Source organism: Rhizobium aethiopicum (genome assembly GCF_014197535.1).
In the GTDB taxonomy this organism is placed as follows: domain Bacteria; phylum Pseudomonadota; class Alphaproteobacteria; order Rhizobiales; family Rhizobiaceae; genus Rhizobium; species Rhizobium aethiopicum_A.
Genome location: NZ_JACIFV010000048.1, coordinates 1 through 19,460, shown reverse-complemented (window position 1 = coordinate 19,460; position 19,460 = coordinate 1). Strand labels below are relative to the sequence as shown.

Sequence of the window (19,460 nt, the reverse complement as noted above, 5' to 3'; positions counted from 1 at the left end):
GCGGGTGGATCGGGCGGTCAGACCCGAATGATATTGAGACGCAGAGCGCTGACGACCGCCTGCGTTCTCGTCGTGCATCCCAGCTTCCTGATCACGCTGCCGATCTGATTGTTGACCGCGCTTTCCGACAGATCGAGAAGCTTCGCAATTTCGCTGCTCTTCCTGCCGCCAGCCGTCATCCTCAAGCAGTCCAGCTCGCTCTGCGTAAAGGCAACCGGCTTGTGTTTCTCGTTCAATGTCAGCTGTGACAGCCGATCATAGATGAGCGTCGCGATAAACAGGAGTTTCGCCATTTCGACCATACTGAAATTCCGAGACCCCGAAATCGACATCGCACCGCGTCCGGCAGCGGCATCATGAACGGGAAAATACGCGCCCCTTTCCATGCCGTACCGCCTGAACAACTCGATGACGGTGGACTTCTTGCCTTCGCCGCGATCGGTATTGATCGCCTCGACATCATAATTGAAGGGGCTCGTCGATCTCAGCATCCTCCGGATGACCGGGCTGTCGACCATCAGGTTATGGGCGTCGTAATAATCGACCATTTCCGCCGGCCAGTTGGTGATGATCTTCGTCGCGCCGATTTCGACGACATCGACCGAAGGAAGCGTCATGATCAGGAAAGCCGTCATTCCCAGATCCTGCGTAAGACGCTTCACGTATTTGAAGACTTCGTAATGCGTCTTGAAGCCTGCGGCGACTTCCTCAATTCGATTGAACTCGGCCTCGAGCGGCATGTCTTTCTCCGATGGCATTCGCGGCGCCTGGCGGCTGAGGTGTCCACTTATCCGCTCGTATCGGAAGTTGATTCTGCATGCTCCAAGCACGGCAGAATATGCATCTGCAGAGAAAAAACGGAAAGACCCTTGACTGCCTGAAATAGGCGGGCGGCCATTGCTTAACAAAGAGTTTACGGCTCTTCGAAACATTCGAAGCCGGCAATGGCGAATAAAATCGGTGGCGGCACGTTTGACAACGTCCCGAAAGATCAGCTCCGACGCCAAGTCCTGATGCAAATGGCTGATCATATTCGGTTTTCTTTCAGCATCGCTCGGATATCACGCATCCGGTTTCGCGACGGCTCGGTTAAAGGAAGCTTAAAGAATTTATCGGATTTTATTTTCGGGGTGCCCGTCCAGCGCAAGCCCGCGGTGGGTGGCGGCAGTCATGCGCTCGATTTGAGCGAGGGGGAACAGCATGAAGAAAATAGGATTCGGCTTCGGTTCGGATGCCAAGGCCGTACTGGCCGCGATGAGCAGGTCGCAGGCCATCATCGAATTCGACCTTACCGGCAAGATTCTCACGGCCAATGCCAATTTCTGTGCTGCCCTCGGTTACGACTTGTCCGAGATTGTCGGCCAGCATCACCGGATGTTTGTCGAGCCGGCAGAAGCCTCGTCGGCCGATTATCGCGAGTTCTGGACGAGGCTGAACCGAGGCGAGTTCGATCAGCGCCAGTACAAACGCATCGGCAAGGGCGGCAAGGAAATCTGGATCGAAGCCTCCTACAATCCGGTATTCAGCGGCGGGAAACCCTACAAGGTGGTGAAGTTCGCGACCGATATCACCAAGCAGAAGCTGCAGAGCGCCGAGGATGCCGGCAAGATAAGCGCACTGTCGCGCGCCCAGGCGGTTATCGAATTCACACCGAAGGGCGAGATTCTGACGGCAAACGAGAATTTCCTGTCGGCGCTCGGTTATCAGCTTGCCGAGATCCAGGGGCGCCACCATTCGATATTTTGCGACAGGGCTTACGTTAACAGTGACGATTACCGGCGGTTCTGGACGCGCCTGTCAGGTGGCGAATTCGTGGCTGATGAATTTCTGCGCATCGGCAAGGGCGGCAGAAAGGTCTATATCCAGGCTTCCTACAACCCGATCTTCGACATGAACGGCAAGGTGTTCAAGGTCGTCAAGTTCGCGACCGACGTTACTGCCCGCGTCAATAATGTCGATCAGTTGGCGGCATCGTTGACGGGCCTGTCTGGCGGCGACTTGACCCAGGAAGTCGCAACCCCGTTCATTCCGACCCTGGAAAAACTCCGAACCGATTTCAACGCCGCGGTCGGTAAGCTGCGCGCAGCGATGCAGGCCGTGGCCGAAAACGCAACCGGCATCGCCGCCGGAGCTCAGCAAGTTCGCTCCGCCTCGGACGATTTGTCGAAGCGCACGGAACAGCAGGCGGCCTCCGTCGAGGAAACCGCCGCCGCCCTGGAAGAGATCACCACAACGGTCTCCGATTCCAGCAACCGCGCTCAGGAGGCCGGCCAACTGGTGAGAAGGACGCGCGAGAATGCCGAGCGTTCCGGGGCGGTGGTCCGTAGCGCCGTCGAAGCCATGGGAAAGATCCAGACATCGTCGGCGGAGATCGGCAATATCATCGGCGTGATCGACGAAATCGCGTTTCAGACCAATCTGTTGGCGCTGAATGCCGGCGTCGAGGCGGCACGCGCGGGCGATGCCGGCAAGGGTTTTGCCGTGGTCGCACAGGAAGTTCGCGAACTTGCTCAGAGATCGGCCAAAGCGGCGAAGGAGATCAAGGAGCTGATCAGCGCCTCCAACGAGCACGTGAAGAGCGGAGTGAGCCTGGTGGGGGAAACCGGCAAGGCACTGGAAGAGATCGTCGCTCAGGTTCAGCAGGTCAACGGCAATGTTCTCGCGATCGTCGAAAGCTCCAAGGAGCAGGCGACGGGATTGAAGGAAATCAACACCGCGGTTAACACCATGGACCAGGGCACGCAGCAGAATGCGGCCATGGTCGAGGAATCGACGGCCGCCGCCCACAGTCTTGCCAAGGAGGCCGATGCGCTCTTCCAGCTGCTGGGGCAGTTCAACATCGGAAGCGCGGCCTTGCGCCAATCACGCCCCGCCGCGGCAACCGCTGCTTCCAGACCCATCCCATCGGCACCGCGGGCAATGGCCGCGAAGGTGAACGCGGCCTTCCACGGCAATGCGGCAGTCGCCGGCGGCGATTGGGTGGAGTTCTGAGGCTCGCGGAGACTCCACCTCATTTCATGAACTTACCGATCGTCTCGATCTCATTCGTCCATAGGCCTGCCGCATAATCCTGCGGCAGTCGCGCCAGCTGCGCGGCATCGTCGATGCCGGTGGAAAAACCGCCGCCGCGATAGGGGCCGAGCACGAAAACTTCTGTTCCGGCATCTTCCATTCGGTTGAGGAAGCGGTCCGGCCAGCCCCAGAGCCACGGCGCGATATTGATCGGCACCAGCATCATCCGATGTTTGCAGGCCTCAGGCAGGAGGCCGGTCCAGCCATAGCCGATATAGCCGAACAGGCAGCCCTTCAGGCTTTTGCGCGAGGCGGTTTTGATATCGGGTGTCAGCCGGCCGAGCACGTCGATCGGCTCGTCGCCGCCATAGACGATGATGTCGGCCCGCCGTGCGGTCGGAAGCCCGTTCAGCACGGCGGCGAGCTTTTCGCCCTCGGACGGATCGCGGCTCTTGATATTGATGAGAAAGCGGCGATCCGGAAAGGTCGAAAGCACTTGCGCCAGCGTCGGCATCATGCCGATGCCCCGGCCACGAAAGGGAAAGGTCTTGCCGCCATCGGCGGTATAGCCGTAACCGATGTCGAGCCTTCTCATCTCAGCCATCGAATGCTCGCGGGTCACGCCGTGTCCATCGGTGCGGCAGTCGAGCGTCCAGTCGTGAAAGACGGCGAATTCGCCATCCGTCGTCGGATGCACGTCGATTTCGACGATGTCGGCGCCGGCGGCAAAGCCCGCCTGCATCGAGGCAATAGTGTTTTCCAGATAGTCGTGTTTCGGCGACAGCATGCGGCTCGCCGTGCAGGTGTCGTTCTTCAGATCGGTCTCGTCGAACCGCTGGGCGATGCCGCGATGGGCGAGCAGCACCGGCTTTCCCGGCCGATGCTCGGCAATGAGGCTGGTATTGTTGAGATAGATGCCGGTGGCTGCGAGCGCGATCGCCGCAGCGCAATAGAAAAGCTTCCCGCCCATTTCCTCTCCTGATTGCATGGCAAGAGGCAACAGCTAAAAAGCGATTCTGGTTGTTCTTGGGCTGTTTTCCGGCTTTTCTATGCGCGGGATTATTCGCCGGAAAGGATTGGCATCGCGATGGAACGACATGACGACGAACTCATCCATTTCGAAGCGCAGGGGGCCGCCCCGCTGCCGCCGGCTTCTGTCGAAGGCCATGTCGGGCGCGCCGGGGCCCGCATCTGGTATGCGAGCTACGGCACGGGCCCGGCCGTCATTCTGCTGCACGGCGGCCTCGGCCATAGCGGCAACTGGGGCTACCAGGTCCCGGCGCTGCTCGGCCGCGGCCGCCGCGTCGTGCTGATCGACAGCCGCGGCCATGGCCGAAGCACCCGCGATACCCGTCCCTACAGCTATGAGCTGATGGCCGCCGATGTGCTGGCGGTGATGGACGAACTGCGGCTGGAAACGGCGGCATTCGTCGGCTGGAGCGACGGCGCCTGCATCGCGCTGATCCTCGCCATGACGGCGCCGTCGCGTGTCGAGGGCGTCTTCTTCTTCGCCTGCAACATGGATCCGAGCGGCACGCTGGAATTCGTTCCGACCCCGGTCATCGACCGATGTTTCGCTCGCCACGCCAAGGACTATGCGGCATTGTCCGCCACGCCGGACGATTTCAACTCCTTCGTCGAGGCGGTCAGCCTGATGATGCGCACCGAGCCGAATTATGGGGCTGCCGACCTCGGCCGCATCGGCGTTCCGGTTGCGATCGTGCTCGGTGAACACGACGAATTCATCAAAGCCGAGCATGCCGAATACCTTGCCGGCAGCATCGCCGACGCTCAGATGATCTACCTGCCCGGCGTCAGCCATTTCGCGCCGCTGCAGCGGCCGGCGGAGTTCAACGCCGCGATTTTATCCTTTCTCGACGGGATCAGGTGATGACGATCGCTTCCTCTGGCCTCGCGCCCATTTCCCACTATCTCTTGGTCCATGAGAGCTGATGCGCTGCTTTATCCCGCCCCGGAAGGGCTCTATTGCCCGGAAGGCGGCTTTTATGTCGATCCGGTGCGGCCGGTCGAACGGGCGCTCGTCACCCATGGACATTCCGATCACGCCCGGCCGGGCCATGTGAACGTGCTTGCCACCCGTCAGACGCTCGACATCATGCGCCTGCGTTATGGCGAGGGCTTCTGCGCCAGCGAGCAGATCGCCGATTTCGGCGAAGAGCTGCTGATCAACGGCGTGAAGGTGAGTTTTCATCCCGCCGGCCATGTGCTCGGCTCGGCCCAAATCGCCATCGAGAAGAACGGCACCCGCATCGTCGTCTCCGGCGATTACAAGCGCCGTCCCGACCCGACCTGCGCACCCTATGTGCCGGTCGCCTGCGATGTATTCATCACCGAGGCGACCTTCGGCCTGCCGGTCTTCCATCATCCCGATCCGATCGACGAGACCGGCAAGCTGCTGGCCTCGCTCCGGCAATTTCCCGAGCGCACCCATCTGGTCGGCGCCTACGCGCTCGGCAAGGCCCAGCGCGTCATCCGGCTACTGCGCGATGCCGGTTATGCCGAGCCGATCTATATCCACGGCGCCATGGAAAAGCTCTGCGACTATTATGTCGGCCAAGGCATCGACCTCGGCGACTTGCTGCCCGCGACGATCGAAAGCCGCGACAAATCCACCTTCCGGGGCGCTGTCGTCGTCGGCCCGTCATCAGCCTTCGCCGACCGCTGGGCGCGCCGCTTCAACGAGCCACTGCCGTCCTTCGCCTCCGGCTGGATGATGGTGCGCCAGCGCGCCAAACAACTCGGCGTCGAACTGCCGCTCGTCATCTCCGATCATTGTGACTGGCCGGAACTGACCGAAACGATCCGCGAACTGCATCCGGCCGAGGTCTGGGTAACCCATGGCCGCGAGGAGGCGCTGGTGCGCTGGTGCCAGCTGCAGGGCATCAAGGCGAAACCGTTGCATCTGGTAGGCTATGAGGATGAGGCGGATTGAGATGAGCCGGAGAACGCGTCAAAACCCCTCCCCAACCCCTCCCCACAAGGGGGAGGGGCTACCGCGCCGCGCTCGTCGCATTTTACCTCTGACGGCCCCGCATGCAGCGACGACACTTTGGGGCAAGCCGCGGCCACCGGTTATTCCCTCGCCCTTGTGGGGAGGGGTTGGGGAGGGGTCTTCTTCTCGCGAAGTTGGGGAGGGGTTTTCCCCCGGAATGCGGAGGCCAATATGAAAGCCTTCGCCGACCTCCTCGACCGCCTTGTCCTGACCCCCAGCCGCAACGGCAAACTCAAGCTGCTCACTGATTATTTCCGCGACACGCCCGACCCGGACCGCGGCTACGGCCTTGCCGCCATCGCCGGCACGCTTGACGTGCGCGACGTCAAGCCGGCGATGCTGCGCGACCTGGTGCTGGAACGCATGGACGAGGTGCTGTTCCATTATTCCTACGACTATGTCGGCGACCTCGCCGAAACCATTTCGCTCGTCTGGGACAACGAGCGGGACATAGACCGCTCGGCCCTGGCTCAGCCGCGCCTGGGGGAGGTCGTCACCCGTATGAACGGCCTTGGCCGCACCGAAGTGCGCGGCTATGTCCGCGATCTGCTCGACCGGCTGGATTCCTCCGGCCGGTTCGCCTTCATCAAGCTTGCGACTGGCGCGCTGCGCATCGGCGTTTCCGCCCGTCTTGCCAAGCAGGCGCTGGCCGATCTCGGCGACAAGGACGTCACCGAGATCGAGACCCTCTGGCACGGCCTGCAGCCGCCTTACGAGACGCTGTTCCAATGGCTCGCGGGCGGCGGCGACAAGCCGGCGCTGGCGACACCGGCGATCTTCCATTCCGTCATGCTCGCCAATGCGGTGGAGGAGGGGGATCTGGCGGGTCTCGACCCGGCCGATTATGCCGCCGAATGGAAATGGGACGGCATCCGCGTCCAGCTGTCGCGCTCCGGCGACAGGCGCAAGATCTATTCCCGCTCCGGCGATGATATTTCGGGCGCCTTTCCCGATATTCTCGAGGCGATCAATTTTTCCGGCGTCGTCGACGGCGAGCTGCTGGTCGGTGGCACCGCCCGCTCCAACAGCCCCACGCGCACCTTCTCCGACCTGCAGCAGCGCCTGAACCGCAAGACGGTGACGGCGAAGATGCTCGACGATTATCCCGCCTTCATCCGCGCCTATGACATGCTTTTCGATGGCGAAGAGGATATTCGCGGCCTCACCTATGTCGACCGCCGCGAGCGTCTTTCCGAGATCATCGACCGCGCGCCCCATGACCGGTTCGACCTCTCGCCGCTCGTGCCTTTCTCCTCATGGGAGGAGCTCGACGCTCTGCGCGCCGCCCCGCCCGACCCGGTCATCGAGGGCGTGATGATCAAGCGGCGCGACAGCATCTACCAGGCCGGTCGCATGAAAGGCCCCTGGTTCAAGTGGAAGCGCAATCCCTATAATGTCGATGCGGTGCTGATGTATGCCCAGCGCGGCCACGGCAAGCGCTCCAGCTATTATTCCGATTTCACCTTCGGCGTCTGGGCCGATGACGAGGACGGCGAACAGCTGGTGCCGGTGGGAAAGGCCTATTTCGGCTTCACCGATGCCGAACTCGAGCTGCTCGACAAGTTCGTGCGCAACAACACGACCGAGCGTTTCGGCCCGGTGCGCGCCGTGCGCGCCGACAAGGATTTCGGCTTTGTCGTCGAAGTGGCCTTCGAGGGCATCAACCGCTCGACACGGCACAAATCGGGAGTCGCCATGCGCTTCCCCCGCATCGCTCGCCTACGTCCCGACAAGCCACCTTACGAGGCCGACCGCCTGCGCACACTGGTCGCCATGATCGATGCGAAGCCGGAGTGACCGGGGGCCGGCCCACCTACTCATCCCAGGGGATGATTTGAAGATCCGGCCACAGTTTACGCCACCGCGCGACCTTCTTTTCGTAGATCTCCCGGCCAATCTGTTTCTTGTTGGCGCGGATGAGCGGCGCCAATAGATCGGACAAGCCGTAGGGCGCATATAGATCCAGCCTGTTGTCCACCGGCCGAATGCCGATGGCGGCCGCCGTCGTCGGGAAGGTCGTGATCGCATCGTCCGTGGATGTGTATGGCGCGATCGAATATCCGAATTTTTTCCGATACCAAAGATGAACTCTGGCCTGGTTCTTCACATCGATCCAGACAGGCAGATCGGAGAATAAGCTCCGGATACGCGCCGAGTGCTCTGCTTCCGCGCTTTCGGACAGGTCATTGTCATCGAAATAAACAAGATCGATGTCATCGATGCCGTGATTGTGGGCGAAGTCGAAGGCGTGGTTCCAGACTGTCTGAGCGATCGCGCCCGCGACAAGGCGGCCATCAGGCAAGCCGATTTCGTCCCAGCGTTCGAGCACTGTCGAGAGCAGCGGACTGTTCGAAATGATGGCCTGGAGTTCCATCTGCGGCTTCGGCATTTGATTCGCTATTTCGCTTGCGATCGGACTTCCCGGTGTAGACTGTTGCGATAGGCTTTGCGTTGCAACCTGCGCAACAATGACGCAGGGCAATATTTTCAACATCATGTGTATTGGCGGCGCCGGTTTTCCGATGCAAATCTGGCGTGCCGGGGAAATGATTTGGGTGCTGCGTCATGAGCTCGCATGAACAAAATTCCTTTCTCCGCCAACGCCGCGCCGTGCTGGCGGGGCTTGCCGGCGCACTCGTCCTGCCGCGCATGGCGGCCGCCTTCGATGTCCCCGACGAGCCGCGCCTTGCCAAGCACGACTATGCCGCGGTCCGCCGCCGCTTCCGCACGAAACTCCTGCAGAAGGGGCCGGCGCCGGATAAATACGAACCGCTGACCGCGCCTGCCGACGCCGAGAAAATCTTCTACCGCTCCGGCTATGGCGGCGAATTGGAACTGGCGGCCTGGGTCTCCCGGTACAAACGCGAGCGCACCGCCAGGCCGGCCGTGCTCTTCCTGCACGGCGGCAATGCCATGGGCGTCGGCCACTGGCAGCTGATGAAGCCCTACATGGATGCGGGTTATGTCGTGATGATGCCGTCGCTGCGCGGCGAAAACGGCCAGAGGGGCAATTTCTCCGGCTTCTACGATGAGGTCGACGATGTGCTTGCCGCCACCGAGCGCCTGGCGCATCTGCCCGGCATCGATCCCGGCCGCCTGTTCATCGCCGGCCATAGCATCGGCGGCACGCTGACCATGCTGACGGCGATGAGCACCCAAAAATTCCGCGCCGCAGCGCCGATATCGGGCAATCCCAACGCCTTCCGCTTCTTCAGCCGCTATCCCCAGGACATCCGCTTCGACGACAGCAATGCGCATGAATTCGAGGTGCGCTCGGCGCTCTGTTACGCCCACAGCTTCAAATGCCCGGTCCGGGTCGTCCACGGAACGGAAGAGTCGCATTTCAACGACCGCGCCGATCTGCTCGCCCGCCGCGCCCGCGCCGCCGGCGTCCATATCGAAACCGACACCGTCGCCGGCAACCACACCTCGGCGCTGCCGGCCGAGATCGAACAGAGCATCCGCTTCTTCCATGGAGTGGCGGCCTGATTTTTCGCCGCCGCTTCAAATGCAGGTCCATCGGGCCTATATTCCCGGTATGACGACGGACGCAGAGACCATGATCGTGCCGAACGACTTCCCCGAGCTGAAAGGGCTCGTCTGGAATCGTGACCCCGCGCGCGATGCCTGCCTCGGAGGCTTTCGCGCTGTATGAACGCAACTGGCGTTTCGTCGATAGCGGCAGGCTGACGGAGCGGGAGGCGCAGCTGATCCACAAGTTGGCTGCAGCCCATGGCAAGGGTGTTCTGCTCGTCTCCTGATATCAGGTTAGCAATGGCCCACCCGTTCGCACAGGTAGTCGTCTCTAGTCATGACTGGCAACATAATCTTCGCTGCGGCTGCCGTGACTTTTGCAGTTGTGTTCTGGTTGATGCTTCAGCTCATCACGAGCCGTCGCGACTTGCTGAACATGACTCCAGCCGAGCATGGTTGGTATGCAAAACGGCTTTTTCCGCTGATGCTCCTGTTTGCCGCGTTCTTGACGGCGGGAAGTTTGGCTCAGCAGTGGGGTTGGCCCTGAGGCGTGACCGCTTTGGCAGCTGGCTCTTCGAACCTGTTGATGGGTTCTAGGCATTCCTCCCAACGCCAGCCTCGCGCCAGCCGCGGGTGCCATCCTGTCGGCAGATATCGCTGTCTTGCCGATCGTTGATAAGGGTGGTCCCATGAATTTTCTGCGCCGGGTTTTCCCGATTGCCGGGCTTATGATTGCTGTGGCGCCGCTCAGCGGCTGCAACATCCTGATCCCCGATGTCGCTGCCGATTCGCCCGCCCGCTTCGTCCAGGAAACCTCGCCGGTCTTCTACCAGCCGCCGGGCGTCGATCCGCGCCGGGTGCGGCCGATCCCCGATCAGCCGGTGCCGCAGACGCGCGAACTCTACAAGACCCAGTTCCACCAGACTTACGGCCTGCCGCTCACCAATCCCGTACATATGGCGATGTATGGCGAGCAGCGTGACGAGGATTTCACCCTGCCGGCGATTCCTGTCAGCCGCGTCCAGCCGCAATTCCTGCGCCAGGAGGTCGACTACCAGACGACCGAGCGCCCCGGCACTGTCGTCGTCGATACCAAGGCGCGTTTCCTCTATCTGGTCGAGGCAAACGGCAAGGCGATGCGCTACGGCGTCGGCCTCGGCCGCGACGGTTACGCCTGGTCGGGCCGCGGCGTCATCCAGTGGAAGCAGAAATGGCCGCGCTGGACACCGCCGGTCGAAATGGTCTCGCGCCAGCCGGAAGTTCGCGCCTTTTCGGCGGAAAACGGCGGCATGAATCCCGGGCTTCAGAACCCGCTCGGCGCGCGCGCCATGTATATCTTCAAGGACGGCCAGGATACGCTCTATCGCATCCATGGCACGCCCGACTGGCAGTCGATCGGCAAGGCGACATCGTCGGGCTGCGTGCGCATGCTGAACCAGGACGTCGTCGATCTTTACGACCGGCTTCCCGCCAAGGCCGAGATCGTTGTGATGTAGCGCTGCAACAGCGCTCTTCATATCGTCGGCTCCGGCCGGAACACGTCTGCGTGAAGCTATGGTTTATTTGGCGCAAGCCGATAGATTTCCTCATGTCGCCACCCCGGCGTCACGCATCAAAGGAAATCAGTCCCGCGTCATGAGCTTCGATAGACATCTTTCCCGCCGCAGCTTTCTTTCCTTTTCGGCACTGACCGCAGCCTCGGCGCTCACCGGCTGCGCCTCCACGGTCAACACGGTCACCTCGGGCGACACGTCGATCATCTACCGTTCGCCGGGCCGCCTGTTCCAGTCGCCGGCAGCCTCGAGCGTGCCGAGCGGGCCCGAGCTTGCCGTCATGTACGGCCCGATCGAGGACGGCGGCTTCCTCATTCCCGCCGTTCCCTATGAACAGATCGATCCGCGCTACTATCGCCAGCGTGTCCTTGATCCCACCGGCCAGCCGCCGGGCACCATCGTCGTCGATACGCCGTCGCGCTTCCTCTATCTCGTCCAGGCCGACGGCATGGCGATGCGCTACGGCGTCGGCATCGGTCGCGAGGGCTTCGCCTGGCAGGGATCGGGCGTCATCCAGTGGCGTCAGAAATGGCCGCGCTGGAAGCCGCCGAACGAGATGGTCGCCCGCCAGCCGGAACTGGTCAAATATTCGATCGACAACGGCGGCATGGAGCCGGGCCTGAAAAACCCGCTCGGCGCCCGCGCCCTCTATATCTTCTCGAATGGAGAGGATACGCTCTACCGCCTGCACGGCAATCCCGACTGGCGCTCGATCGGCAAGGCCGTTTCCTCGGGCTGTGTCAGGCTGATGAACCAGGACATCATCGATCTCTACGACCGCGTTCCGACAAAGGCGCCGATCGTCGTCTGGCAGTGATGCCGCCGGGGCGGTCGCCAGCCGGCCGCCTCAGGCAATTTTTGTCGGCAAACGCTTTCTCTTTCGCTGCCTGTAAAGGAATTTATTTTCGAAAATCCATTGCTTAATTCGGTAAACTCCCTACATGGGGCGTATCGAATATTGCTTGTGACTCTTTGTCCATGCGCTCCGTGCGCTTCGTCAGATCTCGTCTCAACATCGATATTGCCCGCGGAATCGGTCCCGGGCGCACTCAAACGGTTGAAAAGGAGATCGTTATGAATTCAGGCGTCGTCAAGTGGTTCAATGGCACCAAGGGTTTTGGCTTCATCCAGCCCGATGATGGTTCCACGGACGTTTTCGTCCATATTTCGGCAGTCGAACGCGCCGGCATGCGCGAACTCACCGAAGGTCAGAAGGTCCGCTACGATCTGGTCCGCGACAAGCGGTCCGGCAAGAACGCGGCCGATAACCTTCAGGCCGCATGATTTGTCATTCACCTGGGCTGGCCACCGAGGTGGCAGCGAGCTGACCATCACATGGCAGCGAGCTGACCATGAGATGGCAGCGAACGGGCTGAGTGACTGGAAGAGGTCGGGTCCCAACCCGGCCTTTTTGTTTTGATCGGCCGGCTTTCGTCGAGCACCGGGGGCATAGGGCCGGGACGCAAGCCGTTTCGGTCGGTATTTCATTGACAGTGCGGCCTCACCGCCGACAGGAAGGATATCATTTTGCAGGTACTCGTCAGGGATAACAATGTCGATCAGGCGTTGCGCGTGCTCAAGAAAAAGATGCAGCGCGAAGGTCTTTTCCGGGAAATGAAGGCGCGTAGCGCATTCGAGAAACCGTCAGAGAAGCGCGCTCGCGAAAAGGCCGAGGCCATTCGCCGCCAGCGCAAGCTTGCACGCAAGAAGATGCAGCGCGAAGGCCTGCTGCCGGCGCCGAAGAAGGCTCTGCGCGCCCGCTGATCGGCAAAGCATTTCATGATTTCTCCTAGTCATGGAAATGCGCTATCTCTTTATTTCACGTACTTCCCGGCAAGACCGCTCGGCGTTTTGCCGGGAAACCCGTCGCACCGTTTTGCCGGAATTGTATCCGGCCGCGCGGGCTATGGCTTCAAACGCCGACATTACCCGAGAAAGGGGGCACATGACCGCCACCAAGGGAGAATTCTTCAATCCCGCCAAGCTTTCGTCTCGCGACAAGGCCGAAGCGACCGATCAGACGGCGCGCGCCATCATTGCGGCCGAGGCATCGGCCCGTGACAAAAAGACGGAGAAGCTGAGGGCGCTTCGTCTGCAGCAGGCCGCCGAAACAGCGGATGCCGCACCAGCGCCTGTAAAAAAGCGCCGCTCGACGGCAAAGGCCGCCACCCGGCGGTCCTGATCCCGCCGCAGACGTCATACCGGGGCAGGGGCTTTCAGCCGTCGCCGACCCGGCTGAGATTGGCCCGCAGCCGATGCAGCATGTCGCGCATCTCGGCCATTTCCTTGAACGTGCAGCCGGCGGCTTTCCCGATCGCCGTCATGATCTTATCGACCTCTCCCTTCATCGCCTCACCTTTCGGCGTCAGCGACACGATCACCTGCCGCTCGTCGCGCAGATCGCGGATGCGCTTGATGAGCCCGCTCTGTTCCAGCCGTTTCAACAGCGGCGACAGCGTGCCGGAATCGAGGTCCAACTGCTCGCCGATCGTCTTCACCGGCAGCGCACTGCGCTCCCACAGCACCAGCATCACCAGATATTGCGGATAGGTGAGGCCGACCCTGTCGAGGATCGGTTTATAGGCGCGGGTAAAAGCATGCGCCGTCGCGTAGACGGCGAAGCACAGCTGCTTTTCCAGCCGCTTCTCTTCCTCAGGTATCTCCATCGTCTTTGCCGTTTGCGCTTTCATATCCGTCATCCCTGAGGCTGCGATTGTCCTCTTTCCACTCGTGAAATGCAATTTGCAAAATTCACTTGCGTACGATTTAATTGTGCGATAGTTAAACTCCAACCCGATCGAAGGGCCAATCAAAGGAGATCGTCATGCCTATTCTCTATACGACCAAAGCCTCTGCCACCGGCGGCCGCGCCGGCCGCGCCGTTTCCGAAAACGGCGTTCTGGACGTGACGCTGACCGTTCCCAAGGAACTCGGCGGCGACGGCGCGACCGGCACCAATCCCGAACAGCTCTTCGCTGCCGGCTATTCCGCCTGCTTCCTCGGTGCCTTGAAATTTGTTGCAGGCCAGCAGAAGGTCAAGATTCCCGAGGACACGACCGTCTCCGCCAAGGTCGGCATCGGCCCGCGCGAAGACGGCACCGGCTTCGGCATCGAAGTGGCGCTGACGGTCAATATCCCCGGCCTCGACCGCGAAACCGCCGAAAAGCTCGCCGCCGCGGCCCACATCGTCTGCCCCTACAGCCACGCCATGCGCACCTCGACCGAAGTTCCGGTCACGGTCGCCTGATCGGAATAGGCCAGACGGACCAGCCCCCCATCTGCGTGCCGCTACCCCTCCCCACAAGGGGGAGGGGCTAACGTGCCGCACCGCTTCAGGTAACCCTCCATCGTAACCAATCCGTTGAACGGTCACAGCCAGCAGAACCTCTGCCTTTGGTTGCGGCGGGGGCCGAGGCTTAGCCCCTTGTGGGGAGGGGTTGGGGAGGGGTCTTGGTTGATTTCGAACCGCCAGGTTTGGTTTGTCCGGTTCGCCCTATTCGCCCACTGCCCGACGGGAGCGGCTGATAGAGGGCTTCGGCGCTTCCACCGTCACCCCCGACAGCGCCTGCAGATCCTGCCGCAGCCGCGTAACGCCGCCGCCCGGCAATCCGGCGTCGAGGGCCGCATGTGTGCTTTCCCAGATCGGCAGTGCTCTTGCCAGCACCGCCTTGCCTTCCGCCGTAAGGCTGAGCAGGCGGCCACGCCTGTCCCTGGGGTTCTCCACCACCGTCACCCAGCCCTTGCGCTGTAAGGGCTTCAGCGCCGCCGTCAGCGTCGTCTGGTCCATGGCGAGAAGGGCGGCGACCGGCCCCATCGGCGGCGGTTCCGGCCGGTTCAGCGACATCATCAGGGAAAACTGCCCGTTGGTGAGACCGGCCGGCCGTAGCGCATCGTCGAACAGCCGGGCAAGCGCGCGTGCTGCCCGCTGCACATGCAGGCAGAGGCAGGTGTCGCGCACCAGCAGCGTCGTCGAAAACGGAATCTCGATCGAATTTGACATGCTTAATTTCTATTGATATCAATGTAATTAGTCAAGGAGAAGGAGATGAGCCGGCTTCACCGGCAGGCGCCGGAGGAGGGCGCATCCCATGCAGAATGAGGTTGTGTCCCGCGAGGAATGGCTAGAGGCCCGGCGCGCCCTGCTCTTGAAGGAAAAGGAGGCGACGAGGCTGCGCGACAGCATCAACGCCGAGCGCCTGGCGCTGCCGTGGGTGAAGGTCGACAAGGACTACGTCTTCGAAACGCCCGATGGAAAGAAGTCGCTGGCCGATCTCTTCGATGGCCGCAGCCAGCTTTTGATCTATCATTTCATGCTCGGTCCCGACTGGCAAGCCGGCTGCCCCGGCTGCTCCTTCCTGTCGGATCACGTCGATGGCGCGCTGCCGCATCTCAACCATCACGACGTCACCTGGGTCGCTGTTTCGCGTGCCCCGCTCGAGAAGATCGCCGCCTACAAAAAGCGGATGGGCTGGAAATTCCCCTGGGTCTCGTCCTTCGGCAGCGATTTCAATTTCGATTATCACGTCTCTTTCAGTCCGGAGGACCTTGCCAAAGACAAAGTCTTCTACAATTTCACTTCTATCGAGCCGGCTGAGGCCCATGACGAACTGCCGGGCCTCAGTGCCTTCTACCGCAACGACAAGGGCGAGGTCTTCCATACCTATTCGAGCTATGCCCGCGGGCCGGAAGAACTGATCGGCACACTGATGATCCTCGACCGCGCGCCGAAGGGCCGCAACGAGGAAAGCACGATGAATTTCGTGCGCCGCCACGACGAATATGAGGATGCTCCGAAGACCTCGTCCTGCTGTCACTGAGCCATCAAATATCTGGAATATCGTCACCCGAAGGGAGAAGAGAATGATGAAAACGGCCGAAGTGCTGAAGGAGCATTCTTTTTTGGAAAGACTGGTCGGCGACTGGAGCGTCACCGCACCCGAGATGTCCGACGGCAACGACTGGACGGAGACCGTCCGCTCGCTCCACAGCATCTGGTTTGTCGCCGAAGGGACCGGCCATATGCCCGACGGCAAGCCGGCCACCACGATCCTGACGCTCGGCTACAACGCCGAGAAGGGCAAATATGTCGGCAGCTGGATCGGCAGCATGATGGACTATATGTGGATCTATGAGGGCGAGGTCGACGCCTCCGGCAATGTCCTCGACCTCTATACGACGGGACCCGACTTCAGCGGCGAGGGCCTTGCCGATTACCGCGAGCGGATCACTTTCGTCGACGACAACCACCGCACTTTCACCTCCAGCGCCAAGCAGGAGGACGGCTCGTGGAAGCAGTTCATGGAAGCACATTACATCCGCAAAATCTGACAACCACGGCGCCCCCAAGCGAAAGGCGGCGTCAGAAGAGGGAGAGCATGATGTCCAAGACGCATGGAAAGTTCATCTGGTGCGAGCTGATGACCCCTGATACCGCAGCCGCCGCGAAATTCTACAGCTCCGTCGTCGGCTGGACCACCTCGGACATGCAGGTGGAGGGCATGCCGACCTATACGATCTTCGAGGCGAACGGCATCGGCGTTGCCGGCCTGATGGAGTTTCCGGCCGAGCTTGAAGGCCAGGGCATCCCGCCGAACTGGACGGGCTATGTCGGCGTCGACGATGTCGACCAGACGGCAAAGGATTTTGTCGTCAATGGCGGGGCGGTGCGCCGGCCGCCGCAGGACATCCCGTCCGTCGGCCGCTTCGCCGTCGTCGCCGATCCGCATGGCGCCGTCATTTGCATCATGACGCCGGCGCCGATGGAACAGACCTGGCCAGAACTCGCCCCCGACGCACCGGGCAATGTCGGCTGGCACGAACTCTATGCCGGCAACGGCAAAGAGGCGCTGGCCTTCTATTCCAAGCTCTTCGGATGGACGAAGGACAGCGAGATGGATATGGGGCCGATGGGCGTCTATTACCTCTTCTCCCATGACGGCCGGCAGATCGGCGGCATGATGACCAAGCCCGACAGCGTGCCCATGCCCTGCTGGAGCTACTATTTCATCGTCCCGGCCATCGACGCGGCGATCGAACGCGTCACATCGGGCGGCGGCAAGGTCGTCAACGGCCCGATGGAAGTCCCCGGCGGCAGCTGGATCATCCAGGCCACCGATCCGCAGGGCGCCTTCTTCTGCCTGGTGGCGCCGAAGCGGTAGTGACATTGGCGGTAGTGCCGTCGGGCCCCCTCATCCGGCCCTTCGGGCCACCTTCTCCCCGATGGGTAGAAGGGGAGTTGCGGCAGCGGCCTTTTCTTGCTGCTGCCGTTTGCGATGGAGGAAACAGTGCGGCACATCTCTTCTCCCCTCGGGGGGCCGAAGGACGGGCGAGACCGGCGGCTCGCCCCGGTCGATGCCGGCAGGCAGATGAGGGGCCACACGGCACGCAGCCAACGCTAATCATCCGGCAACCGAAGCAAAAAAACCTTCCGGGCTCTCCACCTCCACCAGCCGCTTCTTCTCGATCAGCCAGAAGCGGTTTCCCACTGCCCGCACGAAACTGCGGTCGTGCGATACCAGCAGGCAGCTCGCCTCCTGCGCCATCAGCTCATCCTCCAGCGCTTCCTGTCCTTCGATATCGAGATGGTTGGTGGGCTCGTCGAGCAGGTAGAAGTTCGGCTCCGTCAGCCTGAGCACCAGCATGCCGAGCCGTGCCTTCTGGCCGCCGGAAAGCTGGCCGATCGGTTTTGCCTGCATGTCGATCGTCATGCCGGCCCCGGCGAGCAACGCCCGCGCCCGCTGGTCGCCGACATCGAAGCGGCGGATGATCATGCCGATCGGCGTATCCTTGTCGGCAAGATCGGCAAGCGCCTGGTCGCCATAGCCGAGAACCAACGACGGCGTCGCCTTGATCCCATCCTGCCCGGCCTCCGGTCTCTCGACCGCCTGTTTCAGCATCGACACCAGCCGTGACTTGCCGGCGCCGTTGAGGCCGAGGAGCACGATGCGGTCGCCCTGGCAGATGAACTGCCGGCCGGTTCTAAACAGCAGCGTCCCGTCCGGCGTCGTCACCGCCGCGTCTTCCAGCGTCACCAGCACCTTGGCATGCGTGCCGCGGTTGGAAAGCCGGATGGCGCCGGCCGAGCGCTCGAGATGCGCCGGTTTTGCCGCATCCTCCAGCTTCTCCGCCCGCTGCTTCAGCTGCTTCGTCTTGACGACCAGCAGGTCGCTGCCGGAATTGATGCCGATATTGTTGAGCTTGGCCGCCTGCTTGCGCAATTGCTCCGCCGCCTTCATGTCGCGCTCGTAGCGCCGCGCCTCCGAGACGTCGATCTCGTCGAGGGCCGCGCGTGCCCTGCTATAGGGGAGCGCAAAGACCGGCGATTGCTTCGGCCGCAGGAACAGCGTCCGGTTGGTCGTCGCATCGAGAAAGGCGCGGTCATGGCTGGAGAGAATGACCGGCACCTCGCGCGGCAGCGCATTCAACCAGCTTTCCAGCTGCGCGATCCTTTCGAGATCGAGATGGTTGGTCGGTTCGTCGAGCAGAAGCACGTCAGGCTCGCTGACCCAGCTGCGGGCAAGCATCGCCAGCCGCTGCCAGCCGCCGCTCAATTGCTTCAGCGGCCGGCCGCGCATGACCTCCGGCACCTCGAGCGATTCCAGCACGACGTCGACGCGCCAGCTCTCGCTTTCGGCCTGATCGGCCGGCAGCGCCTGCAGCACCGCATCATGGAACGGCGTGTCGAACAGTGCGGCCGGCACATTCTGCGCGACATGGCCGATCGTCAGCCCGCGCGCCTTGGTGATCTCGCCCTCGCTCGGCTCCAGCGCACCGGTGATGCAGGCAAGCAGAGTGGATTTCCCGCGTCCGTTGGCGGCGACGAGGCCGATGCGGTCTCCTGAATTGACAACGAGATTGAGATTGGAAAACAGCGGATTAGCGAGCGTCACGCCGAGATTGCGGATATTTATGAGGGTCATGTTCGTTCTCTGGTCTTGACCGGGGGCAGGCGCAATCGGTGGCATCAGGCCATCACGGATTGCGTCTTGCGCGCCGGAAATGAGAGGAGTGCGCACGGTCATCTGACGGCGGCGCATCGGCCACGAAGGGCAGACCAGGAAGAGAGTGAAAGCGTCTCTGGTCAGCCCTGCAAACGCATTTGCAGGGCGTTGACGGGACCACGCTGGCGATGATGCCGGAAATAATACTGCATAGCGTGATCCTCCTTTCTCGAAAGAGTTGCAGAATGGAAATACCATTGCCGGCAAAATGAGGCAAGGGAGGCATAATCAGCTGCCGCTGAGTGGAGGGGTGGCGCTGGTGCCCGATGCTCACGAGAGCCTCATCCTTGTACGTTGCCGTTGGTGTATAGTGGGGTTGCGCGACGGGGATGCGTGTCATCCTTGGGTTTCGAACTCGTACCTCAGCGAGCATCTCCGTCGCCATGTCTTCGCTCGAACGGTTGATTG

Annotated in this window: 22 protein-coding genes and 1 pseudogene; 16 read left to right on the top strand and 7 right to left on the bottom strand. The window is 61.8% G+C overall.

What is annotated here, in order from left to right; translation table 11 throughout:
- Positions 1-17: 17 nt before the first annotated feature.
- Positions 18-740: a LuxR family transcriptional regulator gene (locus tag GGD53_RS30950; RefSeq protein ID WP_184460522.1), complete on the bottom strand. Its 723-nt coding sequence runs from the start codon at positions 738-740 to the stop codon at positions 18-20.
- Between the two features lie 460 nt (positions 741-1,200).
- On the opposite strand from GGD53_RS30950, the gene GGD53_RS30945 reads away from it, so the two are divergent.
- Positions 1,201-2,991: a methyl-accepting chemotaxis protein gene (locus tag GGD53_RS30945; RefSeq protein WP_184460512.1), complete on the top strand. Its 1,791-nt coding sequence runs from the start codon at positions 1,201-1,203 to the stop codon at positions 2,989-2,991.
- Positions 2,992-3,010: 19 nt separating this feature from the next.
- Here GGD53_RS30945 and GGD53_RS30940 read toward each other — a convergent pair whose 3' ends face one another.
- Entirely contained in the window at positions 3,011-3,982 is a 972-nt protein-coding gene (locus tag GGD53_RS30940) for a glycerophosphodiester phosphodiesterase family protein (RefSeq protein WP_184460511.1), read from the bottom strand.
- Positions 3,983-4,099: 117 nt separating this feature from the next.
- On the opposite strand from GGD53_RS30940, the gene GGD53_RS30935 reads away from it, so the two are divergent.
- From GGD53_RS30935 to GGD53_RS30925, 3 genes are all read left to right on the top strand, one after another.
- Positions 4,100-4,903 (top strand): alpha/beta fold hydrolase, encoded by an 804-nt coding sequence (locus tag GGD53_RS30935; protein ID WP_184460510.1) that lies wholly within the window; start codon positions 4,100-4,102, stop codon positions 4,901-4,903.
- 51 nt (positions 4,904-4,954) lie between these two features.
- Positions 4,955-5,965 carry a ligase-associated DNA damage response exonuclease gene (locus GGD53_RS30930; RefSeq protein ID WP_184460509.1) on the top strand — a complete coding sequence of 337 codons (1,011 nt, stop codon included), beginning with the start codon at positions 4,955-4,957 and terminating at the stop codon, positions 5,963-5,965.
- 231 nt (positions 5,966-6,196) lie between these two features.
- Positions 6,197-7,822: a cisplatin damage response ATP-dependent DNA ligase gene (locus GGD53_RS30925; protein ID WP_184460508.1), complete on the top strand. Its 1,626-nt coding sequence runs from the start codon at positions 6,197-6,199 to the stop codon at positions 7,820-7,822.
- Between the two features lie 16 nt (positions 7,823-7,838).
- Here GGD53_RS30925 and GGD53_RS30920 read toward each other — a convergent pair whose 3' ends face one another.
- Positions 7,839-8,414 (bottom strand): nucleotidyltransferase family protein, encoded by a 576-nt coding sequence (locus tag GGD53_RS30920; RefSeq protein ID WP_184460507.1) that lies wholly within the window; start codon positions 8,412-8,414, stop codon positions 7,839-7,841.
- A gap of 176 nt (positions 8,415-8,590) precedes the next feature.
- Here GGD53_RS30920 and GGD53_RS30915 point away from each other — a divergent pair, with 176 nt between their 5' ends.
- The 8 genes and pseudogenes from GGD53_RS30915 to GGD53_RS30880 all read left to right on the top strand — a co-directional run bounded on the left by GGD53_RS30915 (position 8,591) and on the right by GGD53_RS30880 (position 13,234).
- Positions 8,591-9,514 (top strand): alpha/beta hydrolase family protein, encoded by a 924-nt coding sequence (locus GGD53_RS30915; protein ID WP_184460506.1) that lies wholly within the window; start codon positions 8,591-8,593, stop codon positions 9,512-9,514.
- A 49-nt stretch (positions 9,515-9,563) separates the two neighbouring features.
- Positions 9,564-9,786 (top strand): annotated as a pseudogene (locus GGD53_RS30910) (hypothetical protein).
- 50 nt (positions 9,787-9,836) lie between these two features.
- A complete protein-coding gene (locus GGD53_RS30905; RefSeq protein ID WP_184460505.1) occupies positions 9,837-10,046 on the top strand; it encodes a hypothetical protein in 210 nt (69 codons plus the stop codon).
- Positions 10,047-10,188: 142 nt separating this feature from the next.
- Positions 10,189-10,995: a L,D-transpeptidase gene (locus GGD53_RS30900; protein WP_184460504.1), complete on the top strand. Its 807-nt coding sequence runs from the start codon at positions 10,189-10,191 to the stop codon at positions 10,993-10,995.
- A gap of 139 nt (positions 10,996-11,134) precedes the next feature.
- A complete protein-coding gene (locus GGD53_RS30895; RefSeq protein WP_064801170.1) occupies positions 11,135-11,869 on the top strand; it encodes a L,D-transpeptidase family protein in 735 nt (244 codons plus the stop codon).
- Between the two features lie 257 nt (positions 11,870-12,126).
- Positions 12,127-12,336, top strand: a complete 210-nt coding sequence (locus GGD53_RS30890; RefSeq protein ID WP_004676036.1) for a cold-shock protein — start codon at positions 12,127-12,129, stop codon at positions 12,334-12,336.
- A gap of 243 nt (positions 12,337-12,579) precedes the next feature.
- Complete coding sequence (gene rpsU, locus GGD53_RS30885; RefSeq protein ID WP_184460503.1) at positions 12,580-12,816, top strand: 30S ribosomal protein S21; 237 nt, start codon at positions 12,580-12,582, stop codon at positions 12,814-12,816.
- 181 nt (positions 12,817-12,997) lie between these two features.
- Complete coding sequence (locus tag GGD53_RS30880; RefSeq protein WP_184460521.1) at positions 12,998-13,234, top strand: hypothetical protein; 237 nt, start codon at positions 12,998-13,000, stop codon at positions 13,232-13,234.
- A 34-nt stretch (positions 13,235-13,268) separates the two neighbouring features.
- Here the strand turns inward: GGD53_RS30880 and GGD53_RS30875 are convergent, their stop codons facing one another.
- Complete coding sequence (locus GGD53_RS30875) at positions 13,269-13,751, bottom strand: MarR family winged helix-turn-helix transcriptional regulator (RefSeq protein ID WP_184460502.1); 483 nt, start codon at positions 13,749-13,751, stop codon at positions 13,269-13,271.
- Between the two features lie 125 nt (positions 13,752-13,876).
- Here GGD53_RS30875 and GGD53_RS30870 point away from each other — a divergent pair, with 125 nt between their 5' ends.
- Positions 13,877-14,299, top strand: a complete 423-nt coding sequence (locus GGD53_RS30870) for an organic hydroperoxide resistance protein (RefSeq protein ID WP_003580247.1) — start codon at positions 13,877-13,879, stop codon at positions 14,297-14,299.
- 246 nt (positions 14,300-14,545) lie between these two features.
- Here the strand turns inward: GGD53_RS30870 and GGD53_RS30865 are convergent, their stop codons facing one another.
- Positions 14,546-15,052, bottom strand: a complete 507-nt coding sequence (locus GGD53_RS30865; protein WP_184460501.1) for a MarR family winged helix-turn-helix transcriptional regulator — start codon at positions 15,050-15,052, stop codon at positions 14,546-14,548.
- An 88-nt stretch (positions 15,053-15,140) separates the two neighbouring features.
- Here GGD53_RS30865 and GGD53_RS30860 point away from each other — a divergent pair, with 88 nt between their 5' ends.
- From GGD53_RS30860 to GGD53_RS30850, 3 genes are read left to right on the top strand one after another with little or no spacing between them, the layout of a single operon-like run.
- Positions 15,141-15,869, top strand: coding sequence for a DUF899 domain-containing protein (locus GGD53_RS30860; protein ID WP_184460500.1), 729 nt, complete (start codon positions 15,141-15,143; stop codon positions 15,867-15,869).
- 43 nt (positions 15,870-15,912) lie between these two features.
- The gene (locus GGD53_RS30855; protein ID WP_184460499.1) at positions 15,913-16,380 is read left to right on the top strand and encodes a DUF1579 domain-containing protein; all 468 of its coding nucleotides are present in this window, start codon (positions 15,913-15,915) and stop codon (positions 16,378-16,380) included.
- A 50-nt stretch (positions 16,381-16,430) separates the two neighbouring features.
- Positions 16,431-17,210, top strand: a complete 780-nt coding sequence (locus GGD53_RS30850; protein ID WP_184460520.1) for a VOC family protein — start codon at positions 16,431-16,433, stop codon at positions 17,208-17,210.
- Positions 17,211-17,450: 240 nt separating this feature from the next.
- On the opposite strand, the gene GGD53_RS30845 is transcribed toward GGD53_RS30850, so the two are convergent.
- Entirely contained in the window at positions 17,451-18,971 is a 1,521-nt protein-coding gene (locus GGD53_RS30845; RefSeq protein ID WP_184460498.1) for an ABC-F family ATP-binding cassette domain-containing protein, read from the bottom strand.
- A gap of 52 nt (positions 18,972-19,023) precedes the next feature.
- The coding region (locus GGD53_RS31515; RefSeq protein ID WP_210303405.1) for a hypothetical protein at positions 19,024-19,460 on the bottom strand (437 nt) is incomplete at its 5' end.

Coding starts and splice junctions, on each gene's coding strand:
- GGD53_RS30920 (WP_184460507.1), bottom strand. CDS start 8,414: ATGCCGAAGCCGCAGATGGAACTCCAGGCCATCATTTCGAACAGTCCG.
- GGD53_RS30880 (WP_184460521.1), top strand. CDS start 12,998: ATGACCGCCACCAAGGGAGAATTCTTCAATCCCGCCAAGCTTTCGTCT.
- GGD53_RS30850 (WP_184460520.1), top strand. CDS start 16,431: ATGTCCAAGACGCATGGAAAGTTCATCTGGTGCGAGCTGATGACCCCT.
- GGD53_RS30870 (WP_003580247.1), top strand. CDS start 13,877: ATGCCTATTCTCTATACGACCAAAGCCTCTGCCACCGGCGGCCGCGCC.
- GGD53_RS30900 (WP_184460504.1), top strand. CDS start 10,189: ATGAATTTTCTGCGCCGGGTTTTCCCGATTGCCGGGCTTATGATTGCT.
- GGD53_RS30950 (WP_184460522.1), bottom strand. CDS start 740: ATGCCGCTCGAGGCCGAGTTCAATCGAATTGAGGAAGTCGCCGCAGGC.
- GGD53_RS30930 (WP_184460509.1), top strand. CDS start 4,955: ATGAGAGCTGATGCGCTGCTTTATCCCGCCCCGGAAGGGCTCTATTGC.
- GGD53_RS30845 (WP_184460498.1), bottom strand. CDS start 18,971: ATGACCCTCATAAATATCCGCAATCTCGGCGTGACGCTCGCTAATCCG.
- GGD53_RS30915 (WP_184460506.1), top strand. CDS start 8,591: ATGAGCTCGCATGAACAAAATTCCTTTCTCCGCCAACGCCGCGCCGTG.
- GGD53_RS30940 (WP_184460511.1), bottom strand. CDS start 3,982: ATGGGCGGGAAGCTTTTCTATTGCGCTGCGGCGATCGCGCTCGCAGCC.
- GGD53_RS30895 (WP_064801170.1), top strand. CDS start 11,135: ATGAGCTTCGATAGACATCTTTCCCGCCGCAGCTTTCTTTCCTTTTCG.
- GGD53_RS30945 (WP_184460512.1), top strand. CDS start 1,201: ATGAAGAAAATAGGATTCGGCTTCGGTTCGGATGCCAAGGCCGTACTG.
- GGD53_RS30905 (WP_184460505.1), top strand. CDS start 9,837: ATGACTGGCAACATAATCTTCGCTGCGGCTGCCGTGACTTTTGCAGTT.
- GGD53_RS30925 (WP_184460508.1), top strand. CDS start 6,197: ATGAAAGCCTTCGCCGACCTCCTCGACCGCCTTGTCCTGACCCCCAGC.
- GGD53_RS30860 (WP_184460500.1), top strand. CDS start 15,141: ATGCAGAATGAGGTTGTGTCCCGCGAGGAATGGCTAGAGGCCCGGCGC.
- GGD53_RS30855 (WP_184460499.1), top strand. CDS start 15,913: ATGATGAAAACGGCCGAAGTGCTGAAGGAGCATTCTTTTTTGGAAAGA.
- GGD53_RS30875 (WP_184460502.1), bottom strand. CDS start 13,751: ATGACGGATATGAAAGCGCAAACGGCAAAGACGATGGAGATACCTGAG.
- GGD53_RS30935 (WP_184460510.1), top strand. CDS start 4,100: ATGGAACGACATGACGACGAACTCATCCATTTCGAAGCGCAGGGGGCC.
- GGD53_RS30890 (WP_004676036.1), top strand. CDS start 12,127: ATGAATTCAGGCGTCGTCAAGTGGTTCAATGGCACCAAGGGTTTTGGC.
- GGD53_RS30865 (WP_184460501.1), bottom strand. CDS start 15,052: ATGTCAAATTCGATCGAGATTCCGTTTTCGACGACGCTGCTGGTGCGC.